Here is a 16,542-nt window from a genome sequence, read left to right as displayed (position 1 = left end):
TTGTTTATCTGCATTCTGCTTCTATGCTATAATGTTACAAGAAATGAAAGATGTTGGGGGATACTAGAATGAGTTATACGCCAATGATACAGCAGTATCTAAAAATAAAAGCAGATTACCAGGATTGCTTTTTATTTTTTCGTTTAGGCGATTTTTATGAAATGTTTTTTGAGGATGCAAAAAAAGCAGCATTAGAACTAGAAATAACACTAACGAGCAGAGATGGTGGCGGCGATGAAAGAATTCCGATGTGCGGTGTTCCATTTCATTCAGCTGAAAGCTACATCAAAGCATTAATTGATAAAGGGTATAAAGTGGCGATTTGTGAACAAGTGGAAGATCCAAAAGCAGCAAAAGGTGTAGTCAAAAGAGAAGTAGTTCAACTTATTACACCTGGTACTGTGATGGAAGGGAATATGTTGGATGATAAAGAAAATAATTATTTAGCAGTAGTGACAGAAACGACCGATCAGAAATTTAATCTAGCCTATACCGATATGTCGACAGGTGAAACCTTCGTCATGGAAATAAAACGTGGCTGGAGTGCGGTGTTAAGCGAGTTATATAACCGTCCTATTAAAGAGGTAGTTGTCGAGAAAGATCTAGCTGCTACATATATTGATGAATTAAAAGAAAAAATGCAACTAACTGTTTCGTACGCTAAAAAAACAACACCAGATCAAGCCATAGCTGAACTTGTCAATGATATTACGGATGACCGTCTTAGAGAGACTTGCATGGTGTTATACCAATACTTATACCATACACAAAAAAGGGCAATTGATCACTTGAAGAAAGCCCAAGTGATTGAGCTTGCTGAATATATGACATTAGATATGTATTCTCAACGCAATTTAGAAATTACTTCCTCATTATTGCGAAAAGAAAAGTATGGCAGTTTATTATGGGTAATCGATCGCACTGTTACTGCTATGGGAGCACGAAAGCTGAAGAAATGGCTAGAGAGACCATTGCTGACACAATCGTTAATTGAAAAACGACTGGATTTAGTTAACGGTTTCTATGAACAGTTTTTCGAACGAGAGGAAATTAGAGAGGCCTTGCAATCTATTTATGATATGGAACGGTTATCAGGCAGGGTATCATTTGGAAATGTCAATGCAAGAGATTTAATTCAATTGAAGAGATCATTGGCAAAAGTTCCGTATATCAAAGATCAGTTAAAACAATTTGATAGTAAGGCAGTACAAGCGCTTTCCGATAGGATGGACCCGTTACCCGAACTTTACGAGCTTCTTGAAAACAGTATTGCTGAAGATCCGCCCATTTCGATAACAGAAGGTAAGCTTCTCAAGGATGGCTACAATCAAGAGTTAGATCAATATCGAGATGCGTCAAGGAATGGAAAGCATTGGATAGCAGAACTGGAACAAAAAGAAAAAGCTGAAACGAATATTAAGTCGTTAAAAATAGGATTTAATAAAGTATTCGGTTATTACATCGAGGTAACTCGTCCAAACTTGCCGATGATTCCAGAAGGTCGTTATCAACGTAAGCAAACTTTAACAAATGCTGAACGATTTATTACCGAAGAATTAAAAGAAAAAGAAACATTAATATTAGAAGCAGAAGAAAAAAGTGTTGAATTAGAGTACCAACTCTTTCTTGAGATTAGAGAAAAGGTAAAAAGATTTATTCCTGACTTACAGCAATTAGCAGAAACATTAAGTGAAATTGATGTATTGCAAAGTTTCGCAACGGTAAGTGAAGAAAATAATTATGTCAGACCTAACTTTACAAAAGATCATCATATTTACTTAGAAGAAAGCAGGCACCCAGTCGTTGAAAAAGTGATGAAAGGTGAACAATTTGTTCCTAACACCATTGAATTGGCTGATGATAAGCATCTGTTATTAATCACAGGACCGAACATGTCAGGTAAGAGTACGTATATGCGGCAGTTAGCTTTAACGATCATTATGGCTCAAGTCGGCTGTTTTGTTCCTGCCCAACGCGCCGAACTTTCGATAACGGATCAGATTTTTACACGAATTGGTGCAGCTGATGATCTTGTATCAGGTCAAAGTACTTTTATGGTAGAAATGCTAGAAGCTAATCACGCGATTCAACATGCTACGAATGATAGTCTCATATTACTTGATGAAATCGGAAGAGGTACAAGTACATATGACGGGATGGCTTTGGCACAAGCGATTATTGAATATATTCATGATCATATTAAAGCTAAAACACTGTTCTCTACTCACTATCATGAATTAACAAGTTTAGAAGATAACTTATCCGCACTAAAAAATATTCATGTTAGAGCCGAAGAAATTGAAGGAAAGGTAGTGTTTCTTCATCAGATTCACGAAGGAGCTGCAGATGAAAGCTATGGAATTCATGTAGCTCAATTAGCAGGATTACCAGATGAATTAATCAAAAGAGCTAATATTATTTTGTCTCAGTTAGAAGGAAAGTCATGCGATCAATCATCATCCCCAGTAGACAGGGACAAGGATGACATGACAATGGAACAAATAGCCTTTTTCGCACCGGAAGAACCTGTTAAAAAGAAAGAACCTTCTGCATATCAAGAAATAGTAGAGAGTTTACAGAAGATTAAATTATTGGAAATGACGCCGATGGATGCGATCAATGAGCTCTACCAATTGCAAAAGAAAGCGCAAGGAATAAAGGGGCGAGAATAGATGCAAATCAACGAACTTCCGGATTATTTAGCCAATAAAATTGCCGCGGGTGAAGTCGTAGAACGCCCTGCCTCTGTTGTCAAAGAGTTAGTTGAAAACAGTGTTGATGCAAACAGCAGTTGGATAAAAATCGAGATTAAAGAAGCTGGATTACAAGAAATCAAAGTAACAGATGATGGGAATGGTATTCCTCATGATCAATGTAAGAAAGCTTTTTTACGACATGCAACGAGTAAGATAAATAATGAAAACGACCTTTTTCATGTGAGAACACTAGGGTTTCGAGGTGAAGCCCTTGCAAGTATTGCAGCGGTTAGCCGGTTAGAAATTAAAACATCTACAGGCGATGAAGCAGGAACAAGAATGCTTTTAGAAGGTGGCCATATTAAAGAAGAGGGAAGAAGTGATGCTAGACAAGGTACTGAAATTACTGTTCAAGACATCTTCTTTAATACTCCTGCTCGACTTAAGTATTTAAAGACTGTTCATACAGAGCTAGGTCATATCACAGATATTATTAACCGCATGGCATTCTCTCATGCTGATATCCGTTTTGAGTTAACCCATAACGGTAAGCGAATATTCCAAACGACAGGTAAAGGAGATTTACGACAAATTGCAGCTTCCGTATATGGGATGTCAGTAGCAAAACAAATGATTCCCGTGCATACCGAAACATTAGATTACGAAATAACCGGATATATTGCAAAACCAGAAGTCAACAGAGCTTCAAGAAACTATATTACGACGATAGTAAATGGCCGTTTTATTAAAAGTATTGGTCTGGCGAAATCTATTACCAATGGTTTCCATACCTTTCTTCCAATTGGCAGACAGCCGGTTGTCGTGCTGAATATTTCGATGGATCCGTATTTAATCGATGTTAATGTTCATCCGACTAAATTGGAAGTACGATTTAGTAAAGAAAAAGAGTTATTTCAAGCAGTGGAAAAAATGATTAAAGATGCTCTTCATCAACAGACGCTAATACCTGCTGGTCAGAAAAAAAGTACTCCAAAAGAGAAATCAGATCAGCCACAATTTGATTTTGACAGACATCAGCCAAGTGCGAGCGCACCGATGCAGGAACCCTTTCAAGAGAAGTCAGATCAGGACTCATTAGACGATATCGGAATGGTTCGTGAGGCAGAACATATCAGCACTAGTATGACAATGGAAAATAATGAACATAATAGTAGCAATAACTTGGAAGAAGTAGTAGAAAGTAATTCACAAGAACAGCAACAGGTAGTGAATAAAGAAGTGACTCGAGTGCCTGTCATGTATCCAATTGGTCAGCACCATGGTACGTATATTTTAGCTCAAAATGAAGAAGGGCTCTATATTATTGACCAACATGCAGCACAAGAGCGAATCAAATATGAATATTTCCGAGATAAAATAGGTGAAGTAGATGGGCATGTGCAAGACTTATTAGTCCCGTTAACCTTTGAATTTACGCAGCAAGAAGCACTCTATATTGAACAATATAAAGAAGAATTACAAAAAGTAGGGTTATTTTTAGAAGCATTTGGCCAAAATGCCTATATAGTAAGGTCACATCCACACTGGTTTCCAAAAGGTGAAGAAGCAGAGATAATCCGAGACATGGTAGATCAATTAATTCAAGAAAAGCAGCTCAACTTGCACAAGTTAAGAGAGGAAGCAGCTATTCTAATGTCGTGCAAACGATCGATCAAGGCTAATCATTATTTAAATACAGGGGATATGCAACGACTGCTAGATGATTTGCGAAAATGTGAGGAGCCTTTTACTTGTCCACATGGCAGACCGATTATTATCCAATTCACTAAGTACGAAATGGAAAAAATGTTCAAACGAATCATGTAAATAGATGAAGTAACAGGTAATATAAGGTATACTGTAAGAAAGCATAGTCATCATTGGAAGTGATAACTTGAAAGAGAAATTAGTAGTCATTGTCGGGCCAACCGCTGTAGGGAAGACGGCGTTATCTATTGAGGTTGCTAAAAAATTTAATGGTGAAGTAATCAGTGGAGATTCCATGCAGATCTACAAAGGCCTAGATATTGGTACAGCCAAAGTAACCGAAGCAGAAAAAGCAGGAATCCCTCACTATATGATAGATATATTAGACCCGGTCGATTCCTTTTCTGTTGCTGATTTTCAAAAACAAGTGCAAGAAAATATTGATAGGATTCAAGAGAAGGATAAACTGCCGGTCATTGCTGGCGGAACTGGTTTATATATACAATCTGTATTATATGATTATCAATTCGCAGCCAGTGAAAGATCTAACGAATATCACGAGCAAATTGAGATGGAAATGGAACGTGATGGAATTGATTCAGTTTATCAGCGATTGATGCAAATAGACCCTTTGCAAGCGGAAAAAATACACCCTAACAATCGCCGGCGCCTTATTCGAGCACTTGAAGTCTATGATCGTACAGGTATGACAATGACAGAGTACCAGCAAAAGCAACAGGAAGAATCTCGTTACGATTTTCGCATCATAGGTTTAGAGATGGATCGTCCACTATTGTACGAACGAATCAATCAACGTGTCGATCAAATGGTGGAAGAAGGTTTAATCGAAGAAGTCAGACGCCTTTATCAAGCAGGTCTTGAGAATACTCAAGCAATGCGAGGTATTGGTTATAAAGAAATACTTCCCTATCTAAAAGGGGAACAAAGCTTGGAAGAAGCAATTAACAATTTGAAAAGAAATTCCCGTCGGTTTGCTAAACGACAATATACTTGGTTCAAGAATAAGATGCCTGTAGATTGGTACTCCATTACAGTAGAAACGAAGAATCAGGTTTTTCAAAATATTTTAGCAGATTTAGAAGGATTCTATAAAGAAACATAGAATATAAAAAACATAGAGAAATTAGAGGAGGTACTACCATGTCTCAATCAGTTAATATTCAAGATCAGTATTTAAATCAACTTCGAAAAGAACGTATTCCGGCAACTGTATTCTTAACTAATGGATTCCAATTACGTGGAGTCATTAAAGCATTTGATAATTTTACGGTGTTGCTTGAGACAGAAGGAAAGCAACAGTTGATTTTCAAGCATGCTATATCCACCTTTGCTCCATCTAAAAATGTTACGCTTGATAAGGAATAATGAAGCATGATTGGCGCTATTCTTTCAGTAGCGCCTTTTTTATGCATTAAAACATATGTTGTTGTTACACTAATAAATAAAAATAGTAGGTGATCGATATCGAGAAAGTATTATTAATTGCTATTATGCATGAACATAAAGATGAAGAACAGTTTTATTATTCATTAGATGAATTAGAAGCTCTTGTACAAACTGCAGAAGGCGAAGTAGTAGAAACAATCGTTCAAAAACGCCCTGCACCACATCGGAAATATTATGTAGGGGAAGGTAAATTAGAGGAGATCAACCAACTTATAGAAGAGAAAAATATTGACATTGTCATAACGAATGAGGAACTGTCAGGTGGGCAAATCAGGAATTTGCAGGAACAGTTGGATGTACGTGTAATTGACCGAAGTCAACTAATACTTGACATATTTGCAGCGAGAGCACGTACTAAAGAAGGTAAACTGCAAGTGGAGCTTGCTCAATATGCGTATATGTTGCCAAGACTGCATGGACAAGGTGCGGATTTATCGAGGCTAGGTGGTGGAATTGGTACCAGAGGACCTGGTGAAACAAAGCTTGAAACAGATCGTCGTCATATTCAAAATCGAATGGATGATATTAAAAGACGTTTAAAACAAGTGGTCAATCAACGGGAACAATATCGTGGTAATAGACGTAAACAACAACTATTTCAAGTTGCAGTTGTAGGATATACCAATGCTGGTAAGTCAACTTTGTTCAATAGTCTGACTAAAAGCGATTCTCTCTATGAAGATAAATTATTTGCAACATTAGACCCGTTATCCCGGAGAATGAAACTGCCGTCCAACCTCGAAGTGTTGTTAACCGATACAGTTGGGTTTATTCAGGATTTACCAACAACGCTTATAGCGGCGTTTCGCTCTACATTAGAAGAAGTTCGTGAAGCAGACCTGATCCTGCATGTGATCGATGTCGCTGCACCGAATAGACATGATCATGAAAGCACAGTTTATCGATTATTATCAGAATTAGAAGCAGATACTATTCCGATTTTAACCATTTATAATAAAAAGGATTTAATTGAAGCAGATGAGTTTGTTCCATCATCTCATCCATATTTAATCATTAGTGCCCTAGAAAGTGAAGATATTTCTGGTGTGAAACAGGACATCGAAAAACTAATTAAAGAACAATGGACATATTTCTCAGGTTTTGTACAGGAAGATAAAGCAAGCAAACTAGCAAAAATACGTCAATATGCTATTTTGGAAAAACAGACATATATAGAGGACAAATCAGGCTATCATGTGGAGGGATTTGTCGATCCAAATCATGCTATTATGAAAGAAATAAAGGAGTTCCATCAAGAATGAATCAATCAATAATAAGGGAAGTCGAGAAACAAATAGAACCAATTTTCTATAAAATCCAAGAGGTGGAATACTATAATCAAGAAAAAGTGTTAAATGCTTTTCGAACACATCAAGTCAGTGACAGTGATTTTAATCCGACAACCGGTTATGGATACGATGATTATGGAAGAGATAAGTTAGAAGCGGTCTATGCTTCTGTATTTGGAACAGAGGATGCACTTGTCCGTCCTCAAATAACCTCTGGCACACATGCGATAAGCACAGCTTTGTTCGGAGTTCTTCGCCCAGGCGATGAATTATTGTATATTACCGGAAAACCATATGACACGTTAAATCAAGTGATCGGCCATGAAAAATTTGTATCGGGATCACTTACTGATTTTGGCGTACAATATCACCATACGAATCTGAATGATGGTTGTATTGATTTCAAGCAAGTGAAGCATATGATAAACGATCAGACGAAAGTTGTTGCTATTCAGCGATCCAAAGGTTACGATGACAGACCTTCGATAACAATAGAGGAAATGGAGAATGCAATCAAACAAATTCGCCATTTAAAAGAAGAGGTCATTATTTTTGTTGACAATTGTTATGGGGAATTTGTGGAAATGAAAGAACCAACTGATTTAGGTGCAGATCTTATCGCCGGTTCTTTAATTAAGAACCCAGGTGGCGGTATAGCCAGAATGGGAGGTTATATTGCTGGGAAGAAAGCCTATGTGGAAATGGCAGCTAACCGGTTAACAGCTCCAGGAATTGGGAAAGAAGTTGGTGCAAGTATTGGTATGTTACAAGAAATGTATCAAGGCTTGTTTCTTGCACCACATGTTGTAAGTGAAGCATTAAAAGGAGCGGTATTTACTTCTGCTTATTTGCAAAAACTTGGATATAATACCACGCCCGCTTTTGATGCTCACCGTACAGATTTAATCCAATCGGTTACTTTCCATACTGCTGAAGAAATGATTGCTTTTTGTCAGGCAATTCAAAGACAGTCACCTATTAATTCACATGTACTGCCATATCCTGCATCAATGCCAGGTTATGAAGATGATGTGATCATGGCAGCAGGTACCTTTATACAAGGAGCAAGTCTAGAGCTAACAGCAGATGGTCCGATAAGAGAACCATATACAGCTTTTGTTCAAGGTGGATTAACTTACAATCATGTCAAATTAGCAGTTATCAATGCGGCAAACAAGTTGAAATCATGAGGATTAACGACCAAATTATTGCTGATGATTTTTTATGTTAACTTACCTAACATATCTTGACACTATATTTACAAAGTGTATAATAGAGTTATAGAAAACAGACGGAAGGGGTGATTGAGATGAGTGATTTAGATAGACGTTCCATGCCCTTGTTTTCTATCGGAATTGTTAAATCACTTACAGGATTAACTGCACGGCAAATCCGATACTATGAACAGCATCAATTGATACATCCATCTCGAACAGAAGGAAATCAACGGCTATTTTCGTTTAATGATGTAGATCGTCTATTAGAGATTAAAGAATTAATTGAAAAAGGTCTCAATTTAGCAGGCATTAAACAAGTGCTTGAAATGAAAAGCATGCCGAAAACAGAAAAGTCCGATTCAGATGCAAAATCGTCTGAAATATCTGAAAAAGAACTACGGAAAATATTGCATAAAGAATTATTGGATGCTGGCAGATTAGGCAAAACTTCGTTAAGACAGGGAGAATTATCACGATTCTTCCATTAAAATTATAAAGGAGAGAGTTTAATCAATGGGATTAACTAAAGAAGAGATTAAGCAAAGAATCAAAGAGGAAAATGTAAAATTTATCCGCTTGCAGTTCACAGATCTACTTGGAACAATCAAAAACGTTGAGATTCCATTAAGCCAATTGGATAAAGCGTTGGACAACCAAATGGTATTTGATGGTTCCTCAATCGAAGGTTTTGTACGTATTGAAGAATCTGACATGAAGCTTTATCCAGACTTAGATACTTTCGTTGTATTCCCATGGACTTCTGAAAAAGGGAAAGTAGCGCGTTTTATCTGTGATATCTATAATACAGATGGTACTCCATTTGAAGGTTGCCCACGTTACAACTTAAAACGTAACCTGAAAAGAGCAGAAGAGCTTGGTTTCACTGCCTTTAACATTGGTACAGAACCAGAATTCTTCTTATTCAAATTAGATGAGAAAGGTGATCCTTCTCTAGAGCTTAACGATAAAGGTGGTTATTTTGACCTTGCACCTACAGATTTAGGTGAAAATTGCCGTCGCGATATCGTACTTGAATTAGAAGAAATGGGATTTGAAATCGAAGCATCTCACCACGAAGTTGCTCCTGGTCAGCATGAAATTGATTTTAAATACTCTGATGCTATTAAGCACGCAGATGATATTCAAACATTTAAACTAGTTGTTAAAACCATTGCACGTAAACACGGTTTACATGCTACATTTATGCCAAAACCACTTTTCGGTGTTAACGGTTCTGGTATGCACTGTAACATGTCATTATTCAAAGGAAAAACAAATACATTCTTAGATGAAAATGGACCACTTGAATTAAGTGAGACTGCATATCAATTCATTGCAGGTATCATTAAGCATGCTCTTTCATTTACAGCAGTAACGAATCCTACTGTAAACTCTTATAAGCGTCTTGTACCTGGCTATGAAGCACCTTGTTATGTAGCTTGGTCCGGGTCTAACCGTAGTCCATTAATCCGTGTACCAGCTTCTCGTGGTTTAAGTACACGTGTTGAGGTTCGTAGTGTAGACCCATCTGCTAACCCATACTTAGCACTATCTGTACTTTTAGCGTCTGGTTTAGACGGCATTGAAAATAAATTAGAAGCTCCAGAAGCAATAGACCGCAATATCTATGTAATGGATAAAGAAGAGCGTGAAGCTAATGGAGTAAAAGATTTACCTGCTACGCTAGCCGATGCATTAGATGAATTGAAAAAAGACGAAACAATTATAGAAGCTCTTGGTGAGCACTTATTCGAACATTTTATCGAATCAAAAGAAATCGAATGGGATATGTTCCGTACGCAAGTACACCCTTGGGAAAGAGAACAATATATGTCTAGCTATTAATAAGTGGAAGCCCTTGGCACTGTTAGTGTCGGGGGTTTTTCTTTTTGTTTTAAAATCAGTGTGGTCTTTGTCCACCCCAAGTCGTACCCCAAAAACACTCCCAAAAAATTAATCTTTATTAAAAGATATGATTTGATTGAAATAAGATTCATAATTAGCGATTGAAGGAGTTAAGTTACAATAAAGTAAGAAAAAAACGTCAGTCATGCTATTCAAAAATGGGCCAATTAATTGAATGAAAAAGCGATGAAAATGAAATAAAGGTAATGTTTTTAGCAATCGAGAAGAAGCCCATAGCCATTGTGCGTGATAAACTTAAGAAAGCAAAAGAAAGGAGATGACTATATGAAAAAAACGCAAAATCATCTGCAACTACCAAATGTCGTGTCACGAGATGAATGGCTTGTGGCTCGTAAGAGATTACTGGCCAAAGAAAAGAAGTTCACTAGGGAACGGGATGCGTTGAATACCGAGCGCCGCCGACTCCCTATGGTAGAGATTAATAAGGACTATGTCTTTAATGGTCCGAATGGTAAGACAAGTCTGCTTGACCTGTTTGAAGGGCGTCCTCAACTTATCGTTCATCACTTCATGTTCGATCCTGATTGGGAAGCAGGTTGTCCGGCTTGCTCGCTGGCTGCGGACAATATCGGTCATCTTGCGCATCTGCATGCACGCAACACTTCACTGGCTCTGATCTCCCGTGCTCCGTTTCCAAAGCTCCAACACTACAAGGAGCGCATGGGTTGGAATATTCCTTGGTACTCGTCCTACGATAGCGACTTTAACTATGACTTTCACGTTACGCTGGACGAATCCATCACTCCGATTGAATACAACTACCTGACAAAAGACGAGCTTGTTCAGAAGGGAATCCCCGTTGATTCGGGACAGTCAATGGAAGTGCCTGGCGTGAGTAGCTTTCTTCGCGATGGCGAAAGAATTTTTCACACCTATACGACTTACGCCCGTGGAACTGACCTAATACTTGGTATCTTCAACTACCTTGATTTAACAGCTCTTGGCAGGCAGGAGGACTGGGAACAGCCACCTGGACGAAGTGATGGCAATGGCAAGACATGGCTCCGTCGTCATGACGAATATGATCACTCTGAAGAGTCGGACTCCTGTTGCCATTCAAAAAAGAGCGATTTGTGATCAATGTAGCTCATCAGTATATAATTATTAGTTGACAAATGTTTTAGAAACTGGGGATGAACGGAAATTTAAAGGGCCGTGAGTATTGACGATAGTACCTTAGGAAAAGATTATTTTAATAAATCACCTACCGATTAAGTGGGTGCTAACTTTTTAATCAACAGTTTATTCAATTAAAACACACCCCAAAAAACACCCCGAAAAATTTAAAATAATTGATTTAGGTTGATTTTATTAAAATATAAAAAGGTTGCTTTTTAAATCATTTGAATTAAATTTACCGTGTTTCTTCCTATTAAGTTATAATCCGTACGCAAGTACACCCTTGGGAAAGAGAATAATGTAGCTATTAATAAGTGGAAACCCTTGACACTGTTGGCGTCGGGGGTTTTTGTTTATCATGAAAAATTGTGCGTGTTTTAGTTACCCCACGATTGCCCCACAAACGCCCCACTTTTTACAGGAGTAATCATTAATTACTGTCATTGAAGGAAGACTCATATGTTTCCATCGATTCCTTGTCCGATCGTTTCGAGGTATGTGAGTATACGTCTGCAGTAATTTGATAACCTCCATGTCCTAGGCGTTCTTGAATAAATTTTAGGTCGTACCAGCCTCCAATTGGCATGATGAACCAAAAGAAACCGCGCTAATCCATAGTGAAGTATCTGAAGCACTGGAAGCTGATCGTAAAGAAATCAAGAAGGGTTAGAAAAGAAGTAGCTGATGTCTACATTAAATTTTTGGATTTATGCGGAAGTAGAAATATTGATCTCGAAGTCGCGATTATTTTCAAGATGGAGTTGAATAAAGCTAGATCTTACAATCACGGCAATAAGGAATAGTAATTTGAAGATAAAAAAGACCGCAAGAGCAGTCTTTACAATTTATCTTGATGATTAGTCTTTTTCAACTCATTAGATATTTCAGATAAAATTCTATTCTTTTCTTGCAATGTCTTTATCAAAGTAAGAGCAAACCAAATAATAAAAATAATAGCAGCGATTGATAAAATTATTGGAATTAGAGTTAAAAAAATACCAAAAACATTAATTGAAGTCATTACTTAAATTCACCTCCTATACACTAGGAACATAATAGCATCTTTAACTTTATTTAACAATTATAAATGAGAATGCAGAATTGGTATAAATCAGGATGGAATAGATTTAGCAATGAAAAAGTTTAAAATTCAAATTATAAGCTTTTTATATGAAGAGAGGGAGACTAATTAATCGCAATATGTTATTTTATGGTATAATTTCAGTATGGAAATTATGGTATTGTTAATATATTCCCTTAAACTAACGGTTAAACAAAGGAATAGAAATTGTCAAAATAACAAATTATTTTAGGAGGTCATTATGACGGAAGATTTTTATTGTGATGAAGTATTAAGTGGCAAAACCCAAGTCAATAAAGTGTTAGAAACAGAAAATGTCTTAGCCTATCATCATACGAAACCCTTTTGGCCAGTCCATGTAGTTGCAATACCTAAGAGGCATATACATTCTTTAATTACGTTGAAAGAAAGTGATAACGAGTTATTATTAGAACTATTGGGAGCAATTAAAAAGGTTGCAACGATGGTTACCGAGGAAAATGGTGCATGTAGAGTAATTACCAACTTAGGGGATTATCAGGACTCAAAACATCTACATTGGCATATAGTTTCTGGAGAACCGTTGAGATAGTTATTAAAGTAACAGGGAATGGGGGAAGTTAATAATGTCTGATAAAAAATAGCAGAGAGCTTTTGGAAGATATGGTATCTGTGTAGATATCCATCATGCCTCTGTGAATCACTGCCATTGCTCTACGCCTGTGGTAGGGATTTTTTTATTTATAATTTCATCTGAAGAAATTTTTTATAGCTTCCATTCGTATTCTATGGCCACAATCTTCAGCCAAAAGACACCATACCTATTTTGCTTATACTGGTTGTGCTTTAAACTTCCTTCGTATACATTAAACTCTCTTTTACAGTTATAATGTAACATTTCACCTTATAATAAAACTTTTGATTTTCCATTTACCTATTCCTTTCCAAAAAAATGAAAAGTATTTTTCTAAATAGTTTATTATTAGGGTTTCATTCTACAATAGGTATTTATATCATGGTGAAAATTCCTGCAAAAAAAGTAGCCTTAGCTACCGACTTTCTCATTTAATTCTATTAACTCTTCTTAATATGGACATCGAGGAAGGTAAGGTAATTTACAACCTGATATTCAACGAAGAAAAAAATAGCACCTTCCGAGTAAGGAGGTGCTAATAATTTTATTGCTCCACCAGATGCTCCACATTTGCCCCACTTTTTTGAAAAAAGCTAAATATTTTTAATACATGTCAACTAAAACAAAACGTCCATAATAGAGTATTTATCTCTGATTATTTACGATTCTGCTGATGAATTTCGTAAACCAAAAAGAAGTAAATGCTATGACTATATCGATTAGGAACAGATAAAATTGATTCATTCCTTTATCGAATATTACCAATCCAAAATGGGCTTCTATGCTTCCAAAACCAAATGCAAAGACTGCACTTAAAATTAGAGTATACAAATAGAAGTTTTTCTGATTATTAGTACAATATTGATACACAAGTAAGAAGCCTACTGGAAGCGCGGAAGCTGTCATATTTAGTGCTAGCGGCAATGCTGGTACGAGAAAGTATGGGTGAACAAAATAACCGTAGCTTTCGAGCATAATATCAATATATGCCCAAAGCATATGAGCGGTGTATCCGAAGAAAAACAATTCAAACAACCTTTTTCTATCCACTGTAAAGTAGAGCAAGAATAGGGGGAATAGCAATAAAAAAATTACAACCCAAAATTGCCAAGTCCCCATGTGGGAGTAATTATTCCAATAAGATGATATTATCGAATTTAACTCTTCATGTTTTTCGTATATCTGCTCCCAATATTCCCTGTATGTCATAAAATGCCCTCCTATGCTTATCACAATGTTCGACATCATATTTTAATGTATCCTTAATTGGGACGTTAATACAAGAGGATTTAATTTCTTCCTAAATACCAAATACCCTTGTGAAAAAAATCACAAATATTTAGGGATAAGCAAAAAATTATACTGCACCAGGACTGACAATGAAAATATCTAGGCCATACAATAATGGATCTGTTGCGAGAGTAGCTCCATTATTTATAATAGCTAAAATGGAACTTTTTAATCTTAAAAATAGATAAAAGAGTCATTCTATTGATTTTAAGAATCGTAATTTTGCTAATGTGTTGGTACCGTCCAACCTAGCAAATAAGCTAAAGCATATAAATGAAGTAAGTGGCAAAAACTTGACGGAATTATTACGAGAAGAGTTTGGTGATCAGAGGAGGATAAAGATGGTTAAAATTTATATTGATCCCGGGCATGGTGGTAGAGATTCTGGCGCTACAGGTAATGGACTAAGGGAAAAAGATTTAAATTTAGCAATATCATTGAAAATCAGAGAAAAGTTAAATCATTATCAAGGGGTTACTGTTCGTCTAAGTCGTATTAAAGATAGAACATTATCATTAAGACAACGTACGAATGATTGTGTAGTAGTTAACTCACTTGTAGGAACAAAGTCTGTTCAAAAAGTTGCAGAACTAACATTACCTATAACTGCTTTTGCTGGTTTAGACGTTTTAGATGATCTTGTAGCTGTTGACGTTGTTCCAAATCTAGACGAAGTTACGCAAAATGCTCGTATTATACGAGATAAAGTAGTGAACATCGGTGTTCTTCCAGTTACAATTACGGTTACTATTGCAGGTGTTGATTTACCAGTGACATTGTCAACTTCAATTCCTTTCCAGGAGCACACTGACTTCCCGGGCGCTTGTCCAGAAGATACCTTACAAGAGACTCCACTTGAAGTGGAAGGAATCTTCACTCAACCTGGGGTACCAGTAATAACTGGTCCTGTAGTGGGTGACTTGGTTACAGGTATATTGTTTAAAGTAGTTTTACGAACTAATATAACGGTTACACGACCAGTTATACAAGATGCGCAAGGAAATATTTGTGATGTGAATCCAAATCGTTGTAATAATATTGGAGATGCACCTTCCTTCACATTACCTGCACCAGAAAATGCTAACGGTGGAATAATTCCATTAAGTAATAGCTAATAATCATAGTTAATTGCTCTATGATAACCAAGGATTATGTGAGTTACAATTAATATGTAAGTGTAGCATAAAGAAACCGGACCATATTCTAAATCTATGAAAATACAAGGAGACCCTAGAACTTTTTAAAGTCTGAGTCTCCTTGTACATCCATTTATTACTGGAGAAAAACAAAAAAGAGGTATAGAATATAAGACAATCTACAATGGAAGTATCACTACAATTGTCCTTAGTATACATAATAAGATTATAGTAAACAATAACTTATGGTATTGAAAAAAGAAAAGTGCGACTTATATAAAGTACGCACTTTTTTATTATGACTAACTTATTTAGATACTGCGATACAAGCCGACTACTTTTCCTAAAATACTGACATTATCATAGATTAGCGGATCCATCGTTGCATTTTCAGGTTGCAAGCGAATATGATCTTTTTCTTTAAAGAAACGTTTTACAGTTGCTTCACTGTCTTCTGTCATTGCAACGACAATATCTCCATTTTCTGCTGTGTTTTGTTGTTTGACAATTACCTTGTCTCCATCTAATATTCCTGCTTCAATCATACTGTCTCCCTCAATAATCAATACAAATAATTGTTCGCTTACATGCATTTCATTGTGCGGAATTGGAATATATTCTTCAATATTTTCGACTGCTGTGATAGGAAGACCAGCCGTTACTTTCCCGATAACTGGTGCAAATGTAGCTTCTGTTTGCGGAATTTCCAGTTCTCCATCTTGTGGAAGTACTTCTATCGCTCTTGGTTTAGTAGGGTCACGTCTGATATAACCTTTCTTCTCTAATCTGGCTAGATGACCGTGAACGGTTGAACTTGATGCTAAACCAACTGCTTCTCCAATCTCACGAACAGATGGCGGATATCCTTTTAGCTCTACTTGTTCTTTAATATAAGCTAATATCTCCTCTTGTCGTTTTGATAGATTTGTCATATTTAAATCTCCTTATACGTATTATTTATTAATCAAAGTATAGCATAGTAAGATCAGATTTACAAACAT

General features: G+C 36.5%; 14 protein-coding genes. 11 read left to right on the top strand and 3 right to left on the bottom strand.

From position 1 onward, the window contains the following. Window positions 1-68 precede the first annotated feature (68 nt). From mutS to GH715_RS03315, 9 genes are all read left to right on the top strand, one after another. On the top strand, window positions 69-2,672 hold the full coding sequence (mutS, locus tag GH715_RS03355; protein WP_153834230.1) for a DNA mismatch repair protein MutS: 2,604 nt from the start codon (window positions 69-71) through the stop codon (window positions 2,670-2,672). Continuing rightward, on the top strand, window positions 2,673-4,523 hold the full coding sequence (gene mutL / locus GH715_RS03350; RefSeq protein WP_153834229.1) for a DNA mismatch repair endonuclease MutL: 1,851 nt from the start codon (window positions 2,673-2,675) through the stop codon (window positions 4,521-4,523). A 67-nt stretch (window positions 4,524-4,590) separates the two neighbouring features. Next, entirely contained in the window at window positions 4,591-5,526 is a 936-nt protein-coding gene (gene miaA, locus GH715_RS03345) for a tRNA (adenosine(37)-N6)-dimethylallyltransferase MiaA (protein ID WP_153834228.1), read from the top strand. A gap of 38 nt (window positions 5,527-5,564) precedes the next feature. After that, on the top strand, window positions 5,565-5,789 hold the full coding sequence (gene hfq / locus GH715_RS03340; RefSeq protein ID WP_018934477.1) for an RNA chaperone Hfq: 225 nt from the start codon (window positions 5,565-5,567) through the stop codon (window positions 5,787-5,789). Window positions 5,790-5,878: 89 nt separating this feature from the next. Then, the gene (hflX, locus tag GH715_RS03335; protein WP_324186976.1) at window positions 5,879-7,132 is read left to right on the top strand and encodes a GTPase HflX; all 1,254 of its coding nucleotides are present in this window, start codon (window positions 5,879-5,881) and stop codon (window positions 7,130-7,132) included. Further along, window positions 7,129-8,349: a methionine gamma-lyase family protein gene (locus tag GH715_RS03330; RefSeq protein ID WP_153834227.1), complete on the top strand. Its 1,221-nt coding sequence runs from the start codon at window positions 7,129-7,131 to the stop codon at window positions 8,347-8,349. The genes hflX and GH715_RS03330 overlap by 4 nt, the downstream gene beginning before the upstream one ends. 119 nt (window positions 8,350-8,468) lie before the next feature. Continuing rightward, the gene (locus tag GH715_RS03325) at window positions 8,469-8,864 is read left to right on the top strand and encodes a MerR family transcriptional regulator (protein WP_153834226.1); all 396 of its coding nucleotides are present in this window, start codon (window positions 8,469-8,471) and stop codon (window positions 8,862-8,864) included. Between the two features lie 25 nt (window positions 8,865-8,889). Continuing rightward, on the top strand, window positions 8,890-10,221 hold the full coding sequence (gene glnA, locus GH715_RS03320; protein WP_153834225.1) for a type I glutamate--ammonia ligase: 1,332 nt from the start codon (window positions 8,890-8,892) through the stop codon (window positions 10,219-10,221). A gap of 345 nt (window positions 10,222-10,566) precedes the next feature. Beyond that, window positions 10,567-11,379, top strand: a complete 813-nt coding sequence (locus tag GH715_RS03315) for a DUF899 domain-containing protein (RefSeq protein ID WP_153834224.1) — start codon at window positions 10,567-10,569, stop codon at window positions 11,377-11,379. Between the two features lie 880 nt (window positions 11,380-12,259). On the opposite strand, the gene GH715_RS03305 is transcribed toward GH715_RS03315, so the two are convergent. After that, on the bottom strand, window positions 12,260-12,442 hold the full coding sequence (locus tag GH715_RS03305; protein WP_153834223.1) for a hypothetical protein: 183 nt from the start codon (window positions 12,440-12,442) through the stop codon (window positions 12,260-12,262). A gap of 301 nt (window positions 12,443-12,743) precedes the next feature. Between GH715_RS03305 and GH715_RS03300 the strand changes: the two genes are divergently transcribed. After that, entirely contained in the window at window positions 12,744-13,073 is a 330-nt protein-coding gene (locus tag GH715_RS03300) for an HIT domain-containing protein (RefSeq protein WP_153834222.1), read from the top strand. Between the two features lie 687 nt (window positions 13,074-13,760). Here GH715_RS03300 and GH715_RS03295 read toward each other — a convergent pair. Continuing rightward, the gene (locus GH715_RS03295) at window positions 13,761-14,324 is read right to left on the bottom strand and encodes a hypothetical protein (protein ID WP_153834221.1); all 564 of its coding nucleotides are present in this window, start codon (window positions 14,322-14,324) and stop codon (window positions 13,761-13,763) included. A gap of 422 nt (window positions 14,325-14,746) precedes the next feature. On the opposite strand from GH715_RS03295, the gene GH715_RS21740 reads away from it, so the two are divergent. Beyond that, window positions 14,747-15,520, top strand: coding sequence for an N-acetylmuramoyl-L-alanine amidase family protein (locus GH715_RS21740; RefSeq protein WP_153834220.1), 774 nt, complete (start codon window positions 14,747-14,749; stop codon window positions 15,518-15,520). Window positions 15,521-15,852: 332 nt separating this feature from the next. Here the strand turns inward: GH715_RS21740 and lexA are convergent, their stop codons facing one another. Continuing rightward, window positions 15,853-16,473 (bottom strand): transcriptional repressor LexA, encoded by a 621-nt coding sequence (lexA, locus tag GH715_RS03285; protein WP_153834219.1) that lies wholly within the window; start codon window positions 16,471-16,473, stop codon window positions 15,853-15,855. Window positions 16,474-16,542 lie beyond the last annotated feature (69 nt).

The sequence above is a fragment of the Gracilibacillus thailandensis genome (assembly GCF_010994055.1).
In the GTDB taxonomy this organism is placed as follows: domain Bacteria; phylum Bacillota; class Bacilli; order Bacillales; family Amphibacillaceae; genus Gracilibacillus; species Gracilibacillus lacisalsi.
The sequence above is the reverse complement of the archived record's forward strand: the minus strand, read 5'-3'. Positions and strand labels throughout refer to the sequence as shown.